The organism is Corallococcus sp. CA054B, from assembly GCF_003611625.1.
GTDB lineage: Bacteria > Myxococcota > Myxococcia > Myxococcales > Myxococcaceae > Corallococcus > Corallococcus coralloides.
The window spans coordinates 1-24018 of record NZ_RAVY01000066.1; the positions used below are offsets into that span (position 1 = coordinate 1).

Annotated in this window: 14 protein-coding genes; 10 read left to right on the plus strand and 4 right to left on the minus strand. The window is 69.2% G+C overall.

The window, feature by feature from the left end:
- The 6 genes from D7V80_RS17920 to D7V80_RS17945 all read left to right on the plus strand — a co-directional run.
- Positions 1-1229: MYXO-CTERM sorting domain-containing protein (locus D7V80_RS17920; RefSeq protein ID WP_233585457.1), on the plus strand; the 1229-nt coding region annotated here is incomplete at its 5' end.
- 184 nt (positions 1230-1413) lie between these two features.
- Positions 1414-2574, plus strand: a complete 1161-nt coding sequence (locus D7V80_RS17925) for a metallophosphoesterase (RefSeq protein WP_120589323.1) — start codon at positions 1414-1416, stop codon at positions 2572-2574.
- Positions 2575-2738: 164 nt separating this feature from the next.
- The gene (locus D7V80_RS17930) at positions 2739-3125 is read left to right on the plus strand and encodes a hypothetical protein (RefSeq protein ID WP_233585459.1); all 387 of its coding nucleotides are present in this window, start codon (positions 2739-2741) and stop codon (positions 3123-3125) included.
- Positions 3085-3909, plus strand: a complete 825-nt coding sequence (locus tag D7V80_RS17935) for a hypothetical protein (protein WP_014400371.1) — start codon at positions 3085-3087, stop codon at positions 3907-3909. Before D7V80_RS17930 ends, D7V80_RS17935 begins: the two co-directional genes overlap by 41 nt.
- Positions 3910-3922: 13 nt before the next feature.
- The gene (locus D7V80_RS17940; protein ID WP_120589324.1) at positions 3923-4531 is read left to right on the plus strand and encodes a putative glycolipid-binding domain-containing protein; all 609 of its coding nucleotides are present in this window, start codon (positions 3923-3925) and stop codon (positions 4529-4531) included.
- 252 nt (positions 4532-4783) lie between these two features.
- On the plus strand, positions 4784-5254 hold the full coding sequence (locus tag D7V80_RS17945; RefSeq protein WP_337459953.1) for a helix-turn-helix transcriptional regulator: 471 nt from the start codon (positions 4784-4786) through the stop codon (positions 5252-5254).
- A gap of 9 nt (positions 5255-5263) precedes the next feature.
- Here D7V80_RS17945 and D7V80_RS17950 read toward each other — a convergent pair whose 3' ends face one another.
- A complete protein-coding gene (locus D7V80_RS17950) occupies positions 5264-5683 on the minus strand; it encodes a hypothetical protein (protein WP_120589326.1) in 420 nt (139 codons plus the stop codon).
- A gap of 362 nt (positions 5684-6045) precedes the next feature.
- On the opposite strand from D7V80_RS17950, the gene D7V80_RS17955 reads away from it, so the two are divergent.
- From D7V80_RS17955 to D7V80_RS17965, 3 genes are all read left to right on the plus strand, one after another.
- Entirely contained in the window at positions 6046-8991 is a 2946-nt protein-coding gene (locus D7V80_RS17955) for a TonB-dependent receptor domain-containing protein (RefSeq protein ID WP_120589327.1), read from the plus strand.
- Positions 8992-9198: 207 nt separating this feature from the next.
- Positions 9199-10767 carry an ATP-binding protein gene (locus tag D7V80_RS43655; RefSeq protein ID WP_158616656.1) on the plus strand — a complete coding sequence of 523 codons (1569 nt, stop codon included), beginning with the start codon at positions 9199-9201 and terminating at the stop codon, positions 10765-10767.
- Between the two features lie 193 nt (positions 10768-10960).
- Positions 10961-11902: a hypothetical protein gene (locus tag D7V80_RS17965; protein ID WP_120589329.1), complete on the plus strand. Its 942-nt coding sequence runs from the start codon at positions 10961-10963 to the stop codon at positions 11900-11902.
- Positions 11903-11919: 17 nt separating this feature from the next.
- On the opposite strand, the gene D7V80_RS17970 is transcribed toward D7V80_RS17965, so the two are convergent.
- The 3 genes from D7V80_RS17970 to D7V80_RS17980 all read right to left on the minus strand — a co-directional run bounded on the left by D7V80_RS17970 (position 11920) and on the right by D7V80_RS17980 (position 14309).
- Positions 11920-12282, minus strand: a complete 363-nt coding sequence (locus D7V80_RS17970; RefSeq protein ID WP_120589330.1) for a helix-turn-helix transcriptional regulator — start codon at positions 12280-12282, stop codon at positions 11920-11922.
- Positions 12283-12291: 9 nt separating this feature from the next.
- Positions 12292-12723 (minus strand): VOC family protein, encoded by a 432-nt coding sequence (locus D7V80_RS17975; RefSeq protein WP_120589331.1) that lies wholly within the window; start codon positions 12721-12723, stop codon positions 12292-12294.
- 89 nt (positions 12724-12812) lie between these two features.
- Positions 12813-14309: a hypothetical protein gene (locus D7V80_RS17980; RefSeq protein WP_120589332.1), complete on the minus strand. Its 1497-nt coding sequence runs from the start codon at positions 14307-14309 to the stop codon at positions 12813-12815.
- 1089 nt (positions 14310-15398) lie between these two features.
- On the opposite strand from D7V80_RS17980, the gene D7V80_RS17985 reads away from it, so the two are divergent.
- Positions 15399-23936 (plus strand): RHS repeat-associated core domain-containing protein, encoded by an 8538-nt coding sequence (locus D7V80_RS17985; protein ID WP_233585461.1) that lies wholly within the window; start codon positions 15399-15401, stop codon positions 23934-23936.
- Positions 23937-24018: the final 82 nt, after the last annotated feature.

The window sequence follows — 24018 nt, forward strand, 5'->3', positions numbered from 1 at the left end:
GGAACACCCAGCTGGACAAGCAGCCCTTCGGGCCGGGCGGTGGTGGCGCCGGGGGCCGGATCCTGCTCGAGGGCAAGACCCTCGCGTGTGTGCCCAACGTGAGCGCGGGCAGCGCGGGCGTGTCCGCCTATCCGGGCGCGGGTTCGTACGGCGCGGGGCCGGACGGGGGCACGTCCACGGGGACGGTGCAGCAGGTGGCCCAGCCCTTCCAGGTTCCCGTCACGCCCGTCATCACGGCGCCGGTGTCGGGCGAGGCGTCCACCACCACGCGCCCGCGCTTCGAAGGGACCGCGGGCACGAACGGGCCGGTCGTCCACATCGTCGTGGATGGGCGCGAGATTGGCGCGACGGTGCCAGGGTCGGATGGCCGCTTCACCTACAACCCCACCGCGCCGCTGAGCGCGGGCACGCACGACGTGGTCGCCTGGGCGGAGTCACTGGGCGTGGCGAGCAAGCCCTCCGCGCCGGTGCGCTTCACCACGCCCGAGGTGGTGCTCGCGGACGGTGGCGTCGTGCAGATGGCCGTGCTGGTGGTGCCCTCGAACGGGGACACGGTGGGGCCCACGCCGCTGTTCGCCGGCACCGCGCCCAATGGCACCAACGTGGGCGTGGTCATCGACGACGGACCGGACAACATCGTGCCGGTGGACCTGCTGGGGCGCTTCCGCTTCCAGGTGCCGGACTCCGCGCCGCTGAGCGTGGGCACGCACAAGGTCACGGTGCACTCGCACAACGAGGCGGGCGAGGACGGTCCGTTCTCCGACGTCGTGGGCTTCGAGGTGGTGGTGGCCGGCGCGGACGGCGGAACGGATGGCGGCACCGACGCGGGCACGGCGGATCCGGCGACGCCCATGGTGCTCGTGCCCGAGGAGGGCGCGACGGTGGATCCGACCTTCATGTTCGTGGGCGTGGCGCTGCCCGGCACGTCCGTGCGGCTGGAGCTGGACGGCACGGCGCTCGCGACCGCCACCGCGGATGACGAAGGCGTCTTCCGCCACGTGCTGACGGCGGACACGGCGCTCGCGAAGGGGGCGCACAAGGTCGTCGCGCAGGTGGTGACGGCGCAGGGCGAGGCGGGGCCGCGCTCACCGGAGGTGGGCTTCCAGGTGCGAGGCCCCACCGACCTGGACGTGGGCTGCGGCTGCGGCTCGGCGCCCGCGGGGATGATCAGCCTCTGGGCGCTGGTGGGCTTGGGCGCCCTGGTGCGCCGCCGCCGCATGCGGAGCTGAGGGGCCCGCCAGGCGTCCGGCCGGGTCGGCGGGCGCGGCGGGGGAGTGGCCGTTATCTTCCCGCGCTCGAAGGCGTCCCGGCTCCCGGGACGACAGGGTGGCGCGCGTGACGACGGACGTGTCCTCGAAAGAAGGTTCTTCGCGGCGGGCCCGGCGCTCGGCTGGGGCTCCGGGCTGGCGGTGGGTGCTGTCCCTCCTCCTGGGGTTGGGCCTGCCCGTCGCGCTGCACGTCTACATCGGCCTGCGCCTCTTCACCGCGCCCGGCTGGCCCGCTCCCTGGACCGCCGTGGGCTGGGGGCTCCTGGGCCTCTGCTTCCTCGTCCTGCTGGCGGGTTTCCGCGCCGCCCGCCGCGAGGCCACCGGCCTCTCTCGCATCATCCAGTGGGGCGCGTACCTCTGGCTGGGCGCGTTCGGCGTGTTCCTCACCGCCGTGCTCGCCTCGGACGTCGTCGGCGCCGCGCTGTCCCTGTCCGGCACCGTCACGGACATGCACGCGCTCGCCCGGGGCCGCGCGGCCGCCGTGCTGGGCACCGTCGTGCCCGCCGTGGCCTTCGCCTTCGTCACCGCGCGCGGCAGGGCCCGCGTGGAGCGCACCACCGTGGCGCTGAAGGACCTGGGCCCGGGCCTGGAAGGCATCCGCGTCGTGCAGCTGTCCGACGTGCACGTGGGCCCCACCCTGGACGGCGTGTGGCTCCAGCGCGTGGTGGAGCAGGTCAACGCCCTGAAGCCGGACCTCGTCGCCATCACCGGGGACCTGGTGGACGGCTCCGTGGACGAGCTTCGCGGCCAGATGACGCCGCTCGCGGCCCTCAAGGCCCCGCTGGGCGTCTACTACGTCACCGGAAATCACGAGTTCTACCACGGCGCCCGCGCCTGGATGGCCGAGGTCGCCCGGCTGGGCATCACCGTCCTCACCAACGAACACCGCGTCGTGGAGCGCGGCGGCGCGAAGCTCGTCGTCGCGGGCGTCACCGACCACGACGCCGGCCACATGGATCCGCCCCTGGAGAGCCGCCCCGACCTCGCGCTCGCGGGTGCCCCTCCGGACGTGCCCCGCCTGCTGCTGGCCCACCAGCCCCGCACCGCCCTGTCCCTGCAGGGCCTGCGCGTGGACCTCCAGCTGTCCGGCCACACCCACGGCGGGCAGATCTTCCCCTTCATGTTCTTCGTGAAGCTCCAGCAGCCCGTCGTCCAGGGCCTGGCCACTGTCGCCGGGACCCGGGTCTATACGCACCGCGGCACTGGCTACTGGGGCCCCCCCTTGCGCCTGGGCCCCGCCCCGGAGATCGCAGCCCTCACCCTGGTAGGAGCTCCCCGTTCTGCCGGTGATTCAAGCCAAGCTTGATATTTCCGTTCTTGCTGCTTATTGTTCGGGACGTGTCCACCGCACTGTCTTCCCTCCTTGTCCCGGAATTCGCTTTCAGCCGGCCCACGGCGCCCGCGGTCCCGGGTGCGCGGCGCGGGGCCCGGGTCCCGGTCGCTTCGCCCCGGACGGGGACGGCGGCGCCGGTGCTGCTGGTGGTCTCCGAGGCCCCCGAGGTCCGGCTGGCGGTGGCGCGCGAGGTGGGGTTGGGGTGCCGGATCGTGACGGCGCTGGGGGCGACGTCGGCGGACCGGCGGCTGGACATGGGCGTGGCGGTGGACGGGCTGGTGCTGGACCTGGACGCGGATCGCCGCGTCGTGAGCGACTTCCTCTGCCGTCTGGTGGACCGGGGCTTCCACGGTCCGCGCATCCTCCTGTCCTCCAGTTTCCGTCCTGAAGCGAGCGCCACGTTCCTGACGGCCTGTGACACCCACTTCGCACTCGGCCGGCCCTGGCGCGCCGGTGAGCTGCGCTCGCTCCTGGAGAGGGTCCTTGGGGTCTCCCACCTCGCTCAATCCGCAAGCTGTCCGTGACTCCCGCCGTGACGCTCCCCGCCTGGCGCCGTTGACGGCGCGGGTGGCGGACGCGGGCCACGGGTTGTTCACCGGCATCGCCGGGGCGTCCGCGGGCGCCGCGCGCAGCGCGTACCTGGCGCTGATGCTCTTCGCCAGCGGCATGGCCCGCTGCGCGACGGGGCGCTCCCGCGACGGGCTGCCGCAGCTCAAGCGCTGCCTGTTCCGCGTGGCGCAGGTGCCGGTGGACCTGGTGCTGATGCTGGGCGGGCGCGTGCTGTCCGCCGTGCAGGTGGTGACGGGCCTGGAGCCCGTGGGCCGCCGGCTGACGGACGCGGAGGTGGAGCGGCTGCGTCCCATCTTCGGCGACAGCCTGGACTACCGCTGCGTGCGCGTGAAGGAAGGCGCCCTGGGCCTGCTGGGCCTGCCGGGCCGCGCGTTCGCTCACGGGGACGTCCTCTTCATCCCGCCCGGCTACGGCGCGGTGGGCTTCCGGCTGCTGGTGCACGAGCTCACGCACGTGTGGCAGCACCAGCACGGCGGCACGGGCTACCTGAGCGGCGCGCTCGCCGCCCAGTACCTGGGGGACGGCTACGACTGGCGCAAGGCCGTGGGCCACCGGCGCTGGGCGGAGCTCAACCCGGAGCAGCAGGCCCAGTTCATCGAGGACGCCGCCGACGCGCAGCTCATCCCCCACGTGGGCCGCCCCACGCCCCAGCAGCGGCTGCGCGGCTGGAGCGACGCCGCCCTCTGCCTGCTGGACGAGGCCCTGGACTGCCTCTACGCCGGACGGGGCGCGCCGTGAGGCCGCCGGTTCCATGACGGCGCGCACCGCCCGGCCCGGCGGAGCGCCCGAGGGCCGCTGCCTGCAGGCCCTGACCTGGCGGCGCCTGGAGTCCCCCGGCACCGAGCACTTCGAGCTGTGGGAGTCCGCCGAAGGGCCCCTCCTCACCGGCACCGTGGTGGGAGTGGGCGAGGGCTTGCCGCTGCTCGTGCGCTACACCGTGGCATGCGACCCGGACTGGCACACGCGCGAGGTGCGGCTGGCCGTGCACCAGGGCGGCACGCGGCGCACGCTGGTGCTCCAGGTGGATGACCACCAGCGCTGGTGGCGCGACGGGCGCGAGGTGCCGGAGCTGCGCGGGTGCGTGGACGTGGACCTGAGCGTCACCCCCGCCACCAACACCCTGCCCATCCGCCGGCTGGGGCTGGAGCCGGGCCAGGACCGGGACGTGACGGCCGCGTGGGTGCGGCTGCCGGACCTGTCCCTGGAGCGGCTGGAGCAGCGCTACACGCGGCTGTCCTCCACCCGCTACCGCTACGAGAGCGCGGGAGGCTCCTTCGTCGCCGAACTGGACACCGACGCCCTGGGGCTCGTCACGCACTACCCCGACGGATGGGAACGCGTCGCCACGACGGACGGTTGAGCCCCGGCGCAACCTGGGGCCCCGAACCCGGACAATCTCCCTGTCCTTCCTGCGTTCGTATGTCGTTTCATGTGGGCTAATGGAGCCGTGAACGACGCGCTTCCCGTGGACGGGGGAATGCAGGACTACCTCCCATATAGGGATGGGCCCGGGTGACGTGGCGGGTTATAACGACCTCTGAACCGTTCCGGCGGTGGAGGGGTCGCGAGCCTTGCGGCCACCCCACCGGACGTCACGTGCAAGGTTGATGTGGTGAAAACCCACCCCCGAGGTCCTCTCGCATCCGGCCGCGTCCGGAAGAAGCCCCGTGCGGCGCCCGCGTCGGCGGCGGCGCTGTCGCGGCGGCAGTTGGAGCGCAAGCTGGCGGTCAGCGTGGGGGCGGCGGCCCGGGCCGCGCGGCTGCGGGCTGGCCTCACGCAGGCGGACGTGGCGGATCGCGTCGGCATCGCGTCGGAGGTCTACGGCCGGCTGGAGCGGGGCAAGATGATGCCCAGCGTCCCCACGCTGTTCCGCCTGTGCCTGGCGCTGCAGCTGTCCGCGGACGCGTCCCTGGGACTGGCCCTGGCGGCGGCGGCGGGCGCGGGGCTGTGGGAGGAGGACTCCACGGACAAGGACGACCTGCCGGAGATGCGCCGCCTGCTGCGCGCGGTGCGCCGGCTGCCGCGCCCCCAGCTCAAGCTGATGAGCCTGGTGGCCAGCGCCATCCTGCCCACGCGCCGCTGAAGGGGCCTCTCAGGGAGCCGACGTGGGAGGGCGGGCCGTGCCCGCGCGCGGGTCGGCTTTCGTCACCCTCCACACCCAGCCGGACGGGGTGGGGTCGCGCTGCGCGGTGTTCACGTCCACCGCGTACACGTCCAGGGTGTGCTCGCCCACGGGCAGGTCCTTCAGGCGCCACGGGGATTCGCAGGGGATGTAGAGGCTGCCGTCCAGCGAGCACCAGAACACGGGCTTCAGCGTGGTGGCGGTGAAGACGAAGGTGGCCTCCCTGGAGGGCGTGGCCCCGGGAGGCCCTTCGTCGATGAACGTGTCCGGTCCTTCATTGCCCGCGCGCGCCAGCGACGGCGGGAAGAGCAGCGGCATCAACATCAGGCCCAACAGCAGTGACGCGAGCAGTCCGTGGGGAAGGTAGCGCAGGGACGGCGGGGGAATCATAAGCAGGCTCGCGTGACGCCGGGCGCCGCGCGAACCCTGCCTTGGTGCATGTCGTTGGAGAGTGCTCTGGGAGGGTTGGGGCGTTCCACCATGGGCATGGCGTCCGGGGAAATGGGAAAGGGCGACTTCCTGGAAGGTGGGGATGGATCCGAAATGGGGCGCCCCGTCCCGGGGACCCACGCCGGCATCCACGGCGAGACGTGACGCGGAGGGCAAGTGTCCTCCAGCGGAAAGGGTGCGCCGCCCGCACGGCCCTGGTCGGGCGGTGATGGCATGCGTCACGGAGCAACGCTTGTCAGGGCGGACATCCCCTGGCCTCATGGATGCTGGCCGGGACCTGCCTTGCACGAACGCCATCGACCATGACCTTCGCGAAGAGGAGTACGCCCTGGCACGCCGCCGCGCTGGCGCTTTCCCTGTGCCTGTCATGGCTGGCGCTCCCGGCTCGGGCCCAATCCCCTGACGCGGACCCTGGCAGTGCCCGCCTGGGCGACACCCTGGACGCGGGCCTGCCTGTCACGGAGGAGGCGGACCTCCAGCGCACCCCGGACGGTGGCTGGGTGGTGGAGCCCGGCGAGGCCGCCGCGGGTGCGGACGGAGGTCCCGCGCTGGCCGCCTTCGTGCCGCCCGCGCTGGTGGGGGACTCGCCCGCGCCGTACCCGCCCCGGCTGGTGGGCGAGGGCGTGGCGGGCACGGTGAAGCTGGAGCTGCTGGTGGACGAGGCGGGCGAGGTGGACACCGCCACGCTGGTGGAGGGCGTGCACCCGCTGCTCAACGAGGCCGCGCTGCACGCGGCGCCTTCCCTGCGCTTCTCTCCCGCGATGATGGAGGGCCAGCCCGTCGCGGTGCGCCTGTCCTTCGAGTACCGCTTCGAGGCGCCCGTCCCGGTAGCGACAGACACGGACGGCGGCACGCTGATGCCGCAAGGTCCCATCACCCTCAAGGGCCTGGTGCGGCAGAAGGGCAACCGCCGGCCGTTGATTGGGGCGACGCTGGTGTCGGACGCGGCGCCGGACTCGCCGGTGCAGACGGACGAGAACGGCCGCTTCGAGGCGCGCTTCCCCACGGGCGGCCAGGCGGTGCGCGTGTTCGCCCCCGGCCACAAGCCCGGCCTGTTCCGCGAGGCGCTGAAGGCCAGCGAGTCGCTGGAGGTCGTCTACGGCCTGGAGCCGCTCGTGGTGAACCCCTACGAGACGGTGGTGCGCGGCGACCGTGAGCGCACGGAGGTGAGCCGCATCACGCTGCACGACGCGGAGCTGCGGGAGGTGCCCGGCACCATGGGCGACCCCTTCCGCGTGGTGATGCTGCTGCCGGGCGTGGGCAGCATGCTGTCCGGCGTGGCGTACCCGGTGGTGCGCGGCAGCCAGCCCGCGTCCACGGGCTACTTCCTGGATGGCATCCGCATCCCCATCCTCTTCCACCTGTTCCTGGGGCCCGCGGTCATCCACCCGGACTTCCTGGACGCCATCGACTTCTATCCGGGCTCGCCGCCGCCGCAGTACGGCCGGCTGATGGGCGGCGCCATCGACGGGCGCCTCACCCGGCCTCGCGACGACCGCGTGCACGGCAGCGCCTACGCGGACTTCATCAACGCGGGCTTCTTCATCGAGACGCCCTTCAAGTCCACCGGCACCAGCGTCAGCCTCGCGGGCCGCTATTCCTATACGCCGTGGATCATCGCGCTCGCGGCCAATCAGTTGCAGGACCCGCCGCCGCCGGGGCGCACCAACCCCAAGGTGGTGTTGGACTTCTGGGACTACCAGGCCCGCGTGGAGCAGGACGTGGGGCGGGGCAAGCTGCGGTTGTTTGCCTTTGGCTCGTCGGACACCTTCGGCTCGGAGGCGCAGGACGACCAGGGCGACACGGCGCTCCAGTCCGTCGCCTTCCACCGCGTGGACCTGCGCGGCCGCCACCCGCTGGGCAAGGGGGAGTTCGAGCTTGGCGGCACCTGGGGCATGGACCGCTTCGCCGTCGTGTCGCGCGGGCCGGACAACGGGAACGAAATCTACATCGACCAGGACAACTTCTCCGGGCGCCTGGGCTACAGCGTGCCGCTGGATGAGCGGCTCCTGCTGCGCGCGGGCGCGGACCTGGAGCACAAGCGCGCCATCGTGGACGTGCTCTCGGTGGAGAACGGCCAGGAGGTGGAGGAGGACACGGTGCGCGTGCCCGTGGCGCTGGCCACCTTCACCGGCGCGTACGCGGAAGGCGTGTGGACGCCCAATGACAGATGGACGGTGGTGCCCGGCCTGCGCCTGGACAGCTACCACCTGTCCGGCGGGTTCGACCACAAGGTCCTCGAGCCGCGCCTCACCGTGCGCCACAAGCTCACCGACACCGTGACGCTCAAGGGCGGCGCGGGCATCTTCCACCAGCCGCCCACCACCCTCATCAGCCTGCCGGTGGTGGACGTGGGCAGTCTGTTGTTGGGCCTCCAGGAGGGCGTGCAGCTCTCCACGGGCGTGGAGTGGAAGGCCTTCGACAAGTGGGAGGTGGGGCTGGATGTCTATGTGAACCCCATGCTGCGCACCATTGAACTCACGCCCTTCTCCGACGAGGGCCTGACGGACGACCTGGACGACATCGGCGGTGAGCCAGACGGGCCGCCGCCCGCGCCCGGAGGTGGGGGCGTCCGCCAGGATGGCTTCCGCCGGGTGCGCGCGCGGCAAATCAACGTGGATGGACCGCCCCTCAGCCGGGACGACTGGGACTTCCCGGACTTCACCAGCCAGGGTCTGGCGTATGGGTTGGAGTTGCTCATCCGCTACCCGCTGGGGAACAACTGGTTCGGCTGGCTTTCGTACAGCCTCCAGCGCAGCACGCGGCGCACCACCTTCTATCGATATGACTCGTCAGGTCGGGCCGTCTCCGAGGACACCGCGGATCTGCCCTTCGCGTTCGACCAGACACACATCCTGAACCTGGTGGTCAGCCACAAGTTCTCCAACAACATCACCCTGGGAGGCGTGCTCCACTTCAACAGCGGACGCCCGGAGTACGGCACCCTGGGAAGCCAGACGCACCGCGAGGGCGTGGACACCGACGGCCGCCCCACGTGGGTGCAGGTGGATCGCGATCAGGTGGACCGGCTGCCGGCCTTCTTCCGCTTCGACCTGCGCGTCTCCAAGGCCTGGGCCTATGAAACATTCAGCCTGGAGGCCTACCTGGACATGCTCAACGTCACCCTCAACACGGAGACGCTGGGCTTCGACTACCTGGGCGGCGGCTACAGCCGGCAACCCCTGACCAAGAGTGCGGTGGGACTGCCCATCGCCCTGCCCATCATCGGCGTCAAGGGCCGGTACTGACCTGCCCTCCAGGGCAGGTCCACTGCTCGGGGGTGAACCGAATTTCGCGCCCCCTGCCCTCCAGGGCTGCTCCACTCGTGGCCAGATGTGTCAGTATTCCGTGAGACGCGGGTTTTTCCAGCCTGCCCGGCACCGACGTTAGGGGTGGGGGAACAGACCTGTAGCGTCGGGGGGAGCACGATGATGGGTTTGTCCTGGGGGCCGGGAATGGCTCCGGCATGGGAACTGTCCGCTGACAGCGAGACGCCCTGCATCCTCCTCGAGCCGCTGCACGGGGAGACGGGCGAAGCGCTCGATTTCCGGTGGACGTCCATGAACGTGCCGGCGGAGGGCTGGGTGCGCTCCCTGGAGCTGGGCCGTCACGTGTCCCTGTGGACGCGGGAGGGCGCCGCGCTGTTCGACGTGGCGACGCTCGTGCGCGTGCTGATGCGCGGTGTTCCGCATGTGGGCCTCCTGCCCGGGGACGCGGCGGGGCGGCGGTACGTGGTGGTACGGCACGGAGAGGGATTGGCGCTGTGGCTGCTGCCGCGCGACGAGGGGCAGGCGGCGGACGCGCATCAGGCGGAGCGGGAGCGGGCGGCGCGGCAGGAGGTGGAGGCGGCGCTGGCCCGGGCGGAGCAGACGGTGAGCGCGCTGCGCGAGGCGGAGGAGCGCTACCGGCTGGCCACGCGCGCCACGCATGACGTGCTGTGGGACTGGCACTTCGCCACGGACCACGTGCGGTGGGACCCGGGCACGGGCAATGCGTTCGGCCACGCCACGTCCGTGCTGGAGCACAAGCTGGGCTGGTGGGGCGAGCGTGTGCACGACGACGACCGGGACCGGGTGGTGGACCGGCTGGTGGAGTTCGTCGCGTCCACGGGTGACGTCTGGAGCGAGGAGTACCGCTTCCAGCGCGCGGACGGCAGCTGGGCGCATGTCCTGGACCGGGGCGTGCTGGCGCGCGACGACGAGGGGCGCCCGGTGCGGATGATTGGCTCGATGATGGACGTCACCGAGCGCACCCGCCAGATGGAGACGATGGTGGAGGAGGCGCGCTTCCGTGAGCGCTTCATCGGCATCCTGGGGCATGACCTGCGCAATCCGCTGAACGCCATCGTGCTGTCCGCGCGGGCGCAGAAGCGCCGGGGGCCGCTGGAGTGCACGCCGGAGCAGCACCGGCAGCATGCGCAGCGGATTGAAGCGTCCGCGACGCGCATGGGGAACATGATCGCGGACCTGCTGGATTTGACGCGCGCTCGCCTGGCCGGCGGCATCCCGCTGCGCAAGGGCCCCACGGACCTGGGGGCGGTGTGTCAGCAGGTGGTGGACGAATTGTCCGCGGCGTACCCGGACCGCGCGGTGGCGGTGGACGTGGACGGCAAGGCGGAAGGGGAGTGGGACTCGGAGCGGCTGGCGCAGGTGCTCTCCAACCTGGTGGGCAACGCGCTGGAGCACGGCAGCCCGGACGCGCCGGTGTTCCTGCGCTGCTGGGCGAAGGGCGAGCACCAGGTGCTGGAGGTGCAGAACCCCGGCAATCCCATCCCGGAGGAATTGCGCGAGCGGCTGTTTGATCCGTTCCGCCAGGGCGAAGGCGAGCGCGAGCAGGGAGGCAGGCGCAACAGCGGACTGGGATTGGGGTTGTTCATCGTGAAGGAGATCGTCCAGGCGCACGGGGGGACGGTGGAGGTGACGTCGACGCAGAAGGAAGGCACGACGTTCACGGTGCGGCTGCCGCGGCCGCCGCGCCCGAAGGCGAAGGCGAAGGCGGGCCGGAGCCGGACGCGGACTGCCTGATCTTTTGGAAGGGGTGAGCGTTCGCCGCCATGCGCTGAGGGAGGGAGCGTCCGCCGCCGCACGCCGCGCGTGTTGTGCGAAGGACCGAAGGGGATGGGCCGGGAGGGCAGGGATGCTGCGCGCTTCATCGGAGTGCGTTTACCGGTTGATCAGGCCGCACGGCTCGTGAGGCCCTCACGCGGAGGCAGTCCCCATGCATCTCAATCCCCCTCGCAGCTCCCTGCTCCGTTCCTCCCCCTGGACGGCGCTCTGTCTGGCCGCGGTCCTGGTGGGCTGCGGTGCTCCCATCGACGAAGCCACGGAGGCGGTGGGCCAGTCCTCGGAAGCGCTGGCCTCCACCAATGGCCTGACGGTGAATGGCCTGACGGTGAATGGCCTGACAGTGAATGGCCTGACGGTGAATGGGCTGACAGTGAATGGCCTGACGGTGAATGGCCTGGCCACGAACGCGTTCCGGACCTGGTTCCAGCAGGACGCTGCCTTGTCGGACATGGTGATGGGCTACGTGGTGAAGTGCTCGATGGCGGCGGGGACGACGCTGAGGTACCACGCTCCGTCCACGGGCAAGCCCTACACCTGGGGCGGGGGTCTGGGATTGGCGCCGGACTGGTCCGCGGGGCAGCCGATGTCGGTGGCGGAGCAGCAGGTGGTGAGCGCGTGTCTGGCGGCGCACGCGAACAAGTACGGCGTGCACGTGAACATCTCCGTGCTGGGGCGCGACGCGGTGGGCGGGGCGGTGCCGTACACCCAGGACGAGCTGAGCACCTATAGCGAGAAGGAGGCGTGCTTCTTCGGCAACCTCTTCACGGGCGAGGGCGTGTTCGCGGCGAATGACGGCGCGTACCTGGACTACGACGAGAGCACGGTGCGCACCTGTGGCCTGTCGTCCTGGAGTGAGACGACGGCGTGCACGCCCATGCAGCACGTGGGCGCGTGCCGCTACTACTGCACGCTGGACGCCACGCGGACGTACTACACGCGCTGCACGTACAACGGGGTGAACTACCGGCCCATCACCACGCGCATGCTGCCCCAGGACATCTACCGCTGCGGCGACGGCGTGTGTCAGCTGACGGAGAAGTGCGGCACCGGCAACACGGCCGACAGCTGCTCGGACTGCGGCCCCTGCAAGTAGTCAGCGGGCAGGGGCCGTCATGACTTGCGGCTCCCGGAAGGCTTCGTGCCTCGGGTGCGTTCGGCGTGGGCCTTGAATGCACCCGGTGGGTCTCCCCAGAAGGACTCCACCTCGTCGAGCCAGCCGCGCAGGGCGGCGAAGGGCTCCGGGCGCAGCGAGTAGACGCGCACGCGCGCATCGTCCGCGCCGATGCGCTCCTCCACGAGCCCCGTCTGGCGCAGCACGCGAAGGTGGCGGGACATGGCCGGGGGGCTCATGTCGAATGCGGCGGCCAGCTCTCCGGCGGGGTGGGGCCGGCGGCGCAGCCGGTCCACGACGCCCCGGCGCGTGGGGTCGGCGAGGGCGGCCAGGGTGCGGTCGAGCGCGGACGGGGTGGCCATGACGGGAGCCTACTTCGGCGTGAAGACGCGCTGGGTGAACCACCAGCGGTGGCCTTCGACGTCCTGGGCGCCGTAGGTGCGGTTGGTGCCCCAGTCGTCGCCGTAGTTCTTGGTCTCGGGCTCCTGGATGATGTCGGCGCCGGCCGCGCGCGCCTGGGCGCAGTGGGCGTCCACGTCGTCCACGTAGACCGTGAGCGTCTGGGTGTTGACGCCCCCGTGCAGCCGCGGGCTCTGGTGGAGGCCGTGGCGCCCGGAGGAGTTCACCATGATGACGCCGTCGCCGTAGGCCAGCTCCGCGTGCACGATGGTGTTGTCCGCGCCCTCCACCTTGAGGCGCGTCTGGAAGCCGAACGCGCGCTCCAGCCAGTCGATGGCGGCGGGAGCGTCCACGTAGAAGAGGCTGGAGGAGATGCGCGGCCAGTCCTGGGGGATGGGCTTCATGGCGGTGACTCCGGGCGGACGGATTCCGTTAACGTCAGGGTGAATGATCAACCCTGACGTTAACGGTCGTCAATCTTCCAGGGAGGCCGCTAGAAGACGCCCGGGAGAGGGATGTCACGGCCGGGCATCCGGGGGGCCTGGGCGGGGTCGGTGGGCGGCGCCGCTTGTGGTCCGAGGATGGCCGGCAGGGAGGCCGTGAGCCGCCCCACGTACAGCAGGCCCTGGAAGGGCTCGTTGGGCGCGGTCTCACGCAGCTGGATGTAGGGGCTCAGACCGGGGCGGGCGGCCACCGCCGGAGCGGGCGTGGCGCCCACGATGCCGCAGACCAGCTTGCTGTCGCGGTCCAGGTCGCAGCCCCAGCGCGTGCCCTGCGCGTAGCTCATGTCCAGCACGACGAGTGAGCGGTCCGCCTTCATCAGGTGCGCCATGGGCGTGAAGGCCGGGTCCCACTGCGTGCCCTTCTCCACTTGCGTGTGCGTGTTGCCGGCGAGCACCACCTGGATCTCGTCAGGCTTCGCGGCGCGGCGCTTCATCCAGACCTGGGCCTGGGCGGCGTCGCGCTCGCTGCCGTTGAGTACGTCCGTGTCGTAGGCCACCAGCGTCACGCGCAGGCCCGCCGCGCGCAGGGCCCGCATGCGGTCGATGAGGTCCATCACGGCGCGGCTGCTGCGGCCGTCCTGGTACGTGCGAGTCCAGAAGCGGCCTTCCAGCAGCGCGTCCTGGTCCGCCGGGGCGCCGGGGCTGGACAGGTACTTGTCCACGCGCGCCTGCTCCGTTTCGGGAAGCGACAGGCCCAGCACCACGGCGAGCCCGGTCTGCGCCGCCTGGCACACCACGTGGCCCACCACGTCCGGCACCTGGTAGGAACCCAGCTGCTCGCCGATGAGCAGCGTGAGGCCCGGGTGCAGCAGCTCCGGCAGGCCGCGCACGGACGTGGTGCACGGTCCTTCCGCGACGGCCTCGTCCTTCCAGCGCTCCAGATAGAACTCCGGTGCGCGGACCGGGTCCGGGCGCTTCTCCTCCGCTGCGTTGCCGGCGAGGACTTCGACGGAGGGCGCGGACTCCAGCCGAAGGGTGAGGGCCTGCTCCAGGTCCAGGTCTCGGGTGCCGTGCTGGGCGCCGCGCAACATGGACAGCCGCTTGGTCATCGCGTCGTCCTGGTTGAAGTCCGCCTCCTTCACGAAGGGATTGGCCTCTTGCTCCCAGCGTTCCAGGTACGTCTTCCACCACAGCTTCTTCCACTCGACGTCGTTGCCGGTCGTCTGCTGCGTCATGCGGAAGATGCGCACGACGGACTGGCGTGGGGCCACGGCGATGCCAGTCACCAGGTAGCGCGTGTACGTGGTGTTGCGCGAGCCGGCCCGGTCGGGTTCGGACCAGGTGGTGACGAGCTGGTTGGGGTCCTCCGTTTCCTCGAACGTGTAGCCCTGCTCCTCCAGCAGCTGGCGCGTGGCGGCGAGCGCCTCCGCCAGCGGCTTCTGGAAGACGTGCTCGTACTTCGGCAGCTCCGCTTCGGGGCCACGCTTCGAGTGGGCACATCCGACAGACAGCAGGAGCACTGCGACGATGAGCCAACGACAATGCATTCTGTCCCCCTGAGAGAAATGCAAAGCGCCTCTCAGTAGAGCCTGTTCCGCGGCGGGAAGGATAGAGGGGTCCATCCCACGTGGTGGACAGAGGGTCCGGATTCTCGGACTCCTCGAAGACGGCGCCCCGCTATCCAACGCAGGCAAGGAGGTTGCAGTGAAGGGCGCGGAAATCCATACAGGTGCCTTGAGTCAAGGCGCATGAGGGAGCGTTTGATGCAAGCGGGCCGATGGGTTGTCGTGTTGCTGGTGTTGGGGGTGGCGTGGGTGTCGAGAGCGGAAGGCGACGCCATGGGATGGCAAAGCCGACTCGCACTTCATGAAGACGCTGCGGTGCGGGAGGCCCCCAGGAAGTTGCAGTCGCGTGCCACCGTTGTGGCCAACGACCAGACACGAGCCTTCGAGGCTGCCCGGCTTGCATGGGAGGCGAAGCGGGACACCCCGCAGGAGCACCTGGCGCAATCCCTGTTGAAAGCACGTGCCGAACTCGGTCCCAGGCCTGCGTGGTGGAGGCGATTCTGGCGTTCCACAGCGGTGGGTGAGGCCGAGAAGGCGGCCCTTGGGCGCTCCAGGGATGAATTGCTGCAAGCCAGAAGGCAACTGAAGAAGGTCGAGTTCGCGGATGAATCGGCCCGTGCGCGCAAGCAGTCGATGCTGCTGGAACTCGATCAGCAGGTGGAGTCGCTCGAAGCGCTGATGGAGGGTGGCTTTTCCCGGGCATGGGAGATGGCCTTCGGACAGTTCCCTCAGGACGGAGTCGCGCGTCTGCGAGAGAGGAATTCCCTCCTGGATGCGGGCCTCGCCGTGGAGGACGTGACGCAGGTTGCCCGCATCGAAAAGGTGGTGATGACTGACCTGCAAGAAGGTGTGGTCGGGCAGCCCCTTCCCCAACCTGTGGCCGTACGAGTGACGACCGCCAACGGGGAACCCGTGCTCGGGGCGGTCGTGACCTTCACGCGCGCGAGCGGCTCCCAACCCGGGTTCCGGCCCGTCGGTGGCACGGGACAAGCCCAGGCCCAAATGCAGGCGACTACGGATGAGAATGGTCTGGCCGCGGTCCAGGTGCTGCCTGACACGAACATCTCCCGCTTGTCTTTCTTGCGGCAGGGAACGCATTTCCCCCAGCGGCTGGGCTACAACGCCGTGACGGCGGAGACCTCCAACGGCACCCAGACCTTCGTGCTGGATGCGCCATTTGTCGAGGTGGGGTTGCCGGACGCGCCGTACCAGATTCAAGCGTTTGCCGTTCCGCCCTCGACCGAAGTGGGATTGCAGATGATCGCCCCCTTCTCGGGGAAGGTTCTGGATCGCTATGGAAATGCACTGGCCAATCAGCAGGTGACGTGGACCCAGTCCCCTGCGACCGGGCGATTCTTCCGGCATCAGGATTCGGTGACTCCTCAGGCCCTGGATCCCAGCAATCCCATGCAGTTGCTGACGATGCAGGAGTGCTCGGATGTCGATGGATGGCTGAGCGCGGGTTACATCCCAGGCATGACCGCAGGGTACTACGCCGTGACAGCCTCCGTGGGAGGCCTTTCGCGTACGTTCGGCGTCTACGCCACCGTCCCCACGGCTCGATACACCTTGCGCGCGACGTACAACGGTGACTTCAACGGCGTCTACCAGACGGCCGGTCCCGAGGTGCTGGTCGCGCAGATTCTTCGCTGGCCGGTGGGGGCCCCTGGCTGGGTGCCGGTTCGTGGCGACGAGGCCGGGCTCGAGGGCGTGGCGGTAGGTGCCTATACGGTCGCGGAAGACGACACCATCCTGGATCTCTTCGTGGCGACTCCGGTCGCGACGGGCCCTGAACCCCTGGACGATGAGGACTCGGTGGCATTCCGGCCGAGGTACCTGGTGGAGAATGGGCCGCAGTGGGTGATCTTCGTCGCGGCGGTGTCCGAGCGCAACGCGAACGGACAGCTCGTGGAGGTGTGTTGCGGGCAGCAACTCTACGCCCGGCAGACCTCGACCGTTCCGACCTTGCAGGCCCGTCGTCGATTGCAGGATGGATCGGTGGTCGTGGCTGGAGGTCAGGCGTCGACGTCTGACTCGGGACTCGGGTACTTCGTCGTCAACCAGAGCTCTGACAATCTGTATGTCCGGGTGACGCTCGAGCCCAACGTGCCTGGAGACGATGTCCTGGTCCTGGGCGCCAGTCAGCAACGGGACTCGGATGGAGACATCGTGCTGCCGGCGTCCTCCAACGTTCAGAATATCCTGTCGCTGGCGGCGGGAACGCAGGGGGGAAGGGTCCGCTTCGAGCTGTATGCGAAGGATTACTCCGCGACTTCCTTTGTGAAGGTGTTGCAGGCCACCGAGGACGTGGACGTCCGTTCCCCGGAGCCGGGCCTGTTCGTGGCGGGGCTCCCGCTGCGGGCGCGTTGGGTGCTGCCGGTGTGGGACTTCGTGTCCGCGTGGAAGCCGGCGCCCGGCGAACCGCCGCCGGACGACGCGCAGCCGCCCATTGCCTACGGCGCTCCGCTCGGCATGAAGGCCTTCGCGAACGGACGGCTGGTGGTTCGCCGCGGAGAGACGGAGGTGGCGAGCGCGCAGGTGATGGCGAACGCCACGGGCATCACCCAGGTTTCTTCGCTGGGGGGCGCCGCCATCGTGCTGGGGCAGGAGGGCTTCGCGGTGATGGAGGTCCCGCCCGGGGCGGTGGGACAGGAGACGGTCCGGGTCACGCTCATTCCGGACAATCCCAATCAGGCATCCCTGAACAGGGAGGCCCCTCTCACGACCACGGTGGGGACGGTGGGCAAGCTGCCCGTGGGCCACACCTTCGTGAAGGGGGTCAGCGTGGTGGACGGCCACCTGGTGAAGCAGGCGGTGGACGTGGAGGCCCCCAGCCGGGGCCTGGCACTCTCATGGCAGCGTGCCTACGCCAGCGGCGACTCCGTGGAGGGCTCGCTGGGCCTGGGCTGGACGCACGCATACGAAGGCGCTGTGCAGCCGCTGTTGGGGGGAGGGTTCCGCTACGCGGTCACCAGCGGCGAGGGCGGCGGGCAGGTGTTCACCTGCACGGGGGATGGCACGGGATGCGTGGCCCAACGCGGCTACCACGGCACGCTGCGAGTGGAGGGCGTGGGGGCCGCGCGGGAGTACGTCTTCCGCGCGAAAGATGGGACGGAGTACCGCCACGGCCGGCTCGACAGCGCGAGCTTCCCCGTGAAGTACCGCCTCACCTCGGTTGTGGCGCCCACGGGACACCGGGTGCTGATGAACTACGGTGATGCCTCGGTAGACGGGGCGCTGACGCGGGTGTTCGACGAGGCGAGCGGACGGCTCCTGGCGCTGGGCTACTCGCGCGAGGCGGGCCACCTGCGACTGAGCACGGTGGAGCTGCGCCACGCCGCCTCGGCGGATGCGACGTCCACGACCTTCCTCAACGTCTGCGTGCAGTACGGCTACGACAGCCAGCAGCGCCTGGCTTCCGTGTCTCGCTATGACGGTGCGTGCGGGAGCGGAAACCCCCTGCGGACGGAGTCCTATGCCTACGCGGAGGGGGCCTCGGAGGCGGGGCGGACGCGGCTGGCCCGATACACGGGGCCCAGCGGTGAGGTGATCCGCTACAGCTACTACGGCAGCACGGAGTCAATGCCTGGAGAGGACGCCTTCCTGCTGCTGATGGACAAGGACGCGCGGGTGAAACAGGTGGTGGAGGTGCTGGAAACCACGCCGCTGCGGGAGGCCACCACCACCTTCACCTATTCCATCGCGCCGGAATCGCGAACCCTGCTGGGGCAGTCCCTCACCACGTATCGCACGGCGGTGAAGGGCCCTCGGACCGAAGTTCCCGAGTCCCTCTACTGGATGATGGCCACCGGGGCCGTGGTGGAAACGGAGAAGCCCCTGTCGGAGGGCGTGGTGGCGCGGACCGAGGCGCTATGGGATTCGGTCCACCGGGTGCGCGAGACGGAGATGGACGCGCGCGGGCGTGTCACGCACCTCGCCTACGACACGCGAGGCAACCTGGTGGAGCGCCGCATCGAGGGAACGGCGCTGCCGGCCATGGGGACCGTGGCGGCCACGCTGCCCGTGCTCGACGCGCAGGGGCAGCCTGTCGCGGAGGTGGTGGAGAAGTGGGGCTACGAGGCGGGCTTCAACGCGCAGGTCTGCCATGTGGACGCGGAAGGCTACGCCACCGTGTCCCGGGTGGACTCCTCCGGGGATGCGCCCGAGGACGTGCTGCCTTGGGGGACGGGGCGCCTGCTGGAGACCCGGCGGTACGTGAACCGGGTGCCGCGCGCCGTGCTGACCTCCGCCGCGACCTGCGAGGAGGCCGTGACCTCGTTGCAGGAGTCTCCCCAGGACGTCGTGCTGAACTGGCGCTACTGCGGCGTTGAAGGCGCGGCCTGTCCGCCAATGGCAGTTACCGGCGACTGGGTGGAGAGCGTGGGGGCGGACGGGCACCGGGAGAAGGCCACGGCGTACGACGTCTACGGTCAGCTGCGGACCAAGACGCTCCAGGTGAACGGCACGTCCACGGTGACGGTGCAGACCGTCTACGACGCTCGCGGACGATTGGAGGACGAGCAGGATGGCCTGGGCCGCCATCGGATCCAGGCGTGGGACGGACTGGATCGGGTGAAGCGCGAGGAGTGGGTGAATCCTCACGGTGAGGGACAGGTGCGCACCGCGCTGTATTACCCGGGCGGCCAGCCTCACTACGAGACCCTGGGAGCGGACTTCGTCCGAGAGCATTGGCTGGACGCCGCTGGACGGCGGACGCGAACAGTGGAGTCCGGTGGCGGTCTCTCCGCCTCGTTGGAGACCCGCTATGGCTATGACGACGCGGGCAACCGCACGTCTGTCGTGGACCGGCGCGGTGTCCGCACGACCACGGTGTACGACTTCGCGGATCGTCCGGTGGAGGTGCAGGTGGCCGTTGCGGACGGGCCCCGGTTCACGTCCCAGGGTGGAAGCAGCGATGAGGTCAGCAAGAGCTACACGCTTTCCCATGTCACCTACGATGCCGTGGGCAACAAGGTGGCGGACGAGGACATGCATGGCTTCGACCGGAGCTACCGGCTGGACTCGCTCTACCGTGTCGTCGAGGAGCAGAGCCCTGAAGTGCAGGGGGCGAGTCATGAGGCGTCTTCCGTTCGCTACACGCAGACGTTTGCCTATGACCTGACGGGTCACCGGGTGCGCCAGGAGGATGGGAACGGCCACGCTGGGACGGTGGAGTACGACCTGCTGGGGCGCGCCACGGTCCAGACGGACGCCGTGGGGAGGGTAGAGCGGCGCGTCTATGACGGACGGGGCAACGTGACGGAAGCGCGCTGGGATGCGGGAGGCGTCCAGCAGCGGATGCGCATCACGGCGTATGACGGCTTGAGCCGAGTGCTGTCCGTGACGGAGCGGGTGGCGACAGATTCAGGAGAGACTGTCTACACGACGCAGACCGTCCATGACGACGCGGCGCATGTCGAGTGGACGCGTGATGCACGGGGCTTCGTCCAGGCCCGGCACCTGGACGGGCTGGGACGCGTCTTCAAGGTGGTGGGGGACGCCGCGAATGGACCGCTGCCGCGCCAGCCGGACGACCCGAGGGTGGGGCCCGCGCTCAACCTGATCCACACCGTGGAGTACGACCGGTACGGCCATGAGTCCGCCGGAGTGGATGCGCTGAGCCGGCGGACGGAAACGGTACACGACGCGCTGGGCCGCCTGTTGGAAGTGTACCGGCCCATGGGCGTCTCCGAGAGCCAGAAGCACGACGGGGAAGGCCACGTCATCCACTCCACCGATGGGCGTGGCGTGGAGCGGCGCTTCACCTACGACGCGTTGGGGCGGCCGCGAAGGGAGACCCTGATGGAGAGCCTGTCCCAGGGGGGACAGGCCCTGACGGTGAGCGAGCGCACGTATGTGGATGCCCCGGACACGGAGGCGCTGACGCGCGAGGAGGTGCGGGACGCGCGGGGGCAGCCCACTGTGATGTTCCGCGACGGACTCCGGCGTGTCGTCCGCCGCACGGACGCGGCGGGATATGCCTCGGACACCTGGTTCGATGCTCTCTACAAGCGCGAGGAGAAGAACGCGAAGGGGCACCTCACCCGCTTCGCCTACGACGCCGTGGGCCGGGTGCTGAGCCAGTCCGACGCCGCATCGGCGAGCGGCCCGGCGGCCTACGGTCAGAGCTGGCAGTACGAAGATGCGACCCGCGAGCGGACACACTGGGACCGGCGTCAGGTGCCCACGGTGCACCGGGAGGATGGCCTGGAGCGCAAGGTGCACTCCTCGCGGGGGCAGGGCCAGGACGTGGCGGAGGAATCCTGGACCTATGACGCCGCGGGGCAGGCGGTGCGGGCGGTGGACGCGAATGGCTACGTGACCACCCGGCTCTACGATGGCGCGGCGCGTCTGGTGGAGGAGACCCAGGGCGCCGGAACGGCGGAAGCGGCGACGACTGCGTTCCAGTACGACGCTGCCGGTCAGCTGACGCAGGAGAAGGGACCCCGCACCACGGGCGTTCTCTTCGATGCTCGCTACACCTACGACGACCTGGGACGGCGCGTGCGCGAGGAGAATGCGCTCGGGCAGGTCACGGCGTGGGCCCATGACGCCGCGGGCAACCGTGTGTGCATGAAGCAGCCGCTCGGCGCTCCCTCGCTTTCACATGGTGGTGCGGTCGGGCTGACGCTGGCGCAGGTGGAGGAGGAGAGCTGCACGGGCACGTACGTGACGTGGTACGCCTATGACGAGCAGAGCAAGCTGCTGTCAGTCACGGATGCCGCCGGTGGACTCACGTCCTATGTCTACGACGCGAACCGCAACCTGGTGGCGAAGCAGGACGCGAACGGGAACCTCACAACCTATGAGTACGATGCGCGCAACCTGCGCACGGCCGAGCATCAGCACCTGGACGCGCATGCGCGGTTGACGGCGGCCCAGCGGAGCCAGGTGCCGTTGTTCGAAGTAGGCGCGACGCCGTCGGGCAGCGTGGGCACGCTGACGTGGCGCCACCTATATGACGCGAACGGGAATCCGGACTCCATGACCGACCCGAAGGGTCAGGTGACGGTGCCTGGGTATGGGCTTCTCGATCGGCTGGCGGTACGCACCTATTCGCAGCATGCGCAGCCGCGAGAGCTGCCATCGGTGGACGCTGAGGGCTTCGCGTATGACGGCAACGGGAACCTGGAGCGTGCGACCCTGCTCAAGCAGACGCTCGGCGGCGTGGTGGAGGAGGCGACGACGTACACGTATGACGCGCTCGATCGCGTGAAGACGCGGCTGCGGGAGCAGGACGGAAAGCAGCTCTCCTTCGAGTACGACGACATGGGGCACCGTACGAGCGTGACGGACTCGGACGGAGTGGCAACGGGGTATGCGTACGATGCCTTGGGGCGCCTGAAGCAAGCGACACTTCCGGTCGGCGTCGTGGAGTACCGGTACTGGCCGGACTCCTTGCTCAAGGGCGTGGTGTGGCCCAACGGCTTGTCGGAAGGGCGCTGCTATGACGCGGCCGGGCGGTTGGTTGAGCAGGTCACTGCCCGGGGCACGGTCAGCGATACGTGTGAGGCGAGTGGACCGGTGGTCAGCCGGTTTACATACACCTATGACGCCAACGGGAATCGATTTCGGCAGTCGGAGACGCGCACGTCCTCCTCGACGCAGGTGCTGGGCGCCATAGGGTGGAGCGTGTACGGCTACGATGCTTTGAACCGGCTCACAGGAGTGGTCTTGCCTGACGGACAAGCCGCGTTGTATCGGCTGGACGCCGTGGGTAATCGCACGGGCGAGCGCCGGGGTTCGTTTAGATTTATTGCAACGGGGCTCGGTCCCGATGACTACGACAATGTGCGGCCCCAATGGATCACGCGCGACGTCACCGCGACTTTCAATCGGGTGAACTGGCTGCGTGGGTTGGAGGACGCGAAGGACGCCACGCGGAACACGGTGCTGAACTACGACCTCGCGGGCAACCTGGTGGAGAAGGTAACGCAGGCCAGCACCCGCACCTTCGCCTGGGACATCCGCAACACTCTCACCGCCGTTTATGACAACGGGCAGGAGGTGGGACGGTACGATTACGACAACAGCCTCCAGCGGACGCAAAGGCACACGGCGTCTGAGGACGTCGCGTATGTGCTTGATGATGGCTTCATCCTGCAGGAGTTGGATGGAGCTCTGTCCACGCACCCGTCGAAGCGGCGCTACCACTACGGCGGGGGCCCGCTGGCTGTCAGCGAGGTGGCTTCCGCTGCGACGAACTTCCTGGGAACGGATGCGCTGGGAAGCGTGACGGACGCGCTATCGACGAGCGGCGACGTCACAGCGGCCCGTCAGTACGACGCGTGGGGCACCCTCCGCGGTGGATCCGCGCCCACGGCCGGTGAGTTCAAGCTGGGCTACACGGGGCATCAATACGACGTGGAGACGGGGCTCACGTATGCCCGGGCCCGGTACTACGACAGTGAGCTGGGGCGGTTCATCTCGCGGGACTCGTACGAAGGACAGTTGGACGATGCGCCGAGTCTGCACCGGTATGCGTATGCGCACGGAAATCCACTCAGCTACCGCGATGACGACGGCCATTCGGCTACAGCAGTTGGCACAGCGCTGGGATTCGCGTGGGGCGTGGGTCAGGCCATTGGAGCGGGAGGCAACGACCTGCTCTGGGGGCAGCGCAGGAGTCTTGGCGACTACGCTTCCATCGTGGCGCAGAACACCATTGGGGGGGTCGAACTGGGTCTGAGCATCGACGCCACGGTGCTTTCAGGTGGAACGGCGTACTTTGTCGGTGGGGCTCTTGGGAACGCGGGATTCGACGCTCTGACGTTTGATGGCTCGGCAAAGAGCTGGCAGCAGCATGCGGATGACCAGGTAATTGAAGGAACCAAGGGGGCAGTTCTTGGCTACGGCCTCGGAAAGGCGCTGCCCGTGGTAGGCGCCGGTGCTGCATGGGTCACCAGCAAGGTACCCGGAGGCACGGCAGCAATAGAGCGAGCCTCGGCCTTGGGTGGACGAGTCCTGAATTCCGTTGCGAGTAGACTGCCTAAGTGGGAGCTGGGTGAGTTGGGGGCTGCCGCCAATCCGTTTGGTCAATCAGCTCAGCCTGCTGAGGGCGTTGTTTTCGAAGCTATAGAGGGCAGTGTGGTTGCCGTTCCAAGCCTACGGCCTTTCGCAAATGCAGCAGAAGTGATCGAGTCACGATCGCCGAGCCAAATTTTCCAGCAAGGCGCGGATGCGGTGCCTGGCCAAGCTATCCGTCCCCTCAACCTGTACCGGGAGCTTCGGTCATCAGAAATTGGCAGGGAGACGCTTGGTCTGATTGAAGATCTTGACGTGCAGGTCTTGCTGAATAACCAAACGCCTATGCTTGGGAGAGAAGGAATGCGCCTCTATGGTACGTACTGGCCAAGCATGAACCTTGCGACGGTGAATGTTCTGCGAACACAGTCCGTGGAAAGATCTGCGGCAACGGTGATTCATGAGGTGACACATGCTGCGGGAATTATGAGGTCACAGCGTGCCGAAGTGATTGCGAACATCCGGGCACTCAAGCACACTGAGATCGCGACGTTCGGTAAGATCCGCGAAATCATACGAAGAGTGCGGAGGGACTACGCTGAGCTTCCTTGGAGGGTCAATCGTCCAGAAGAGGGAAACTACTAAGTGAGCGACGACAAACGAGAGCGGGCACTGAGGGCGTTTGAGGAACAGCAGCGGATCATGGCGGCCATTGAGCGCGGTGAGC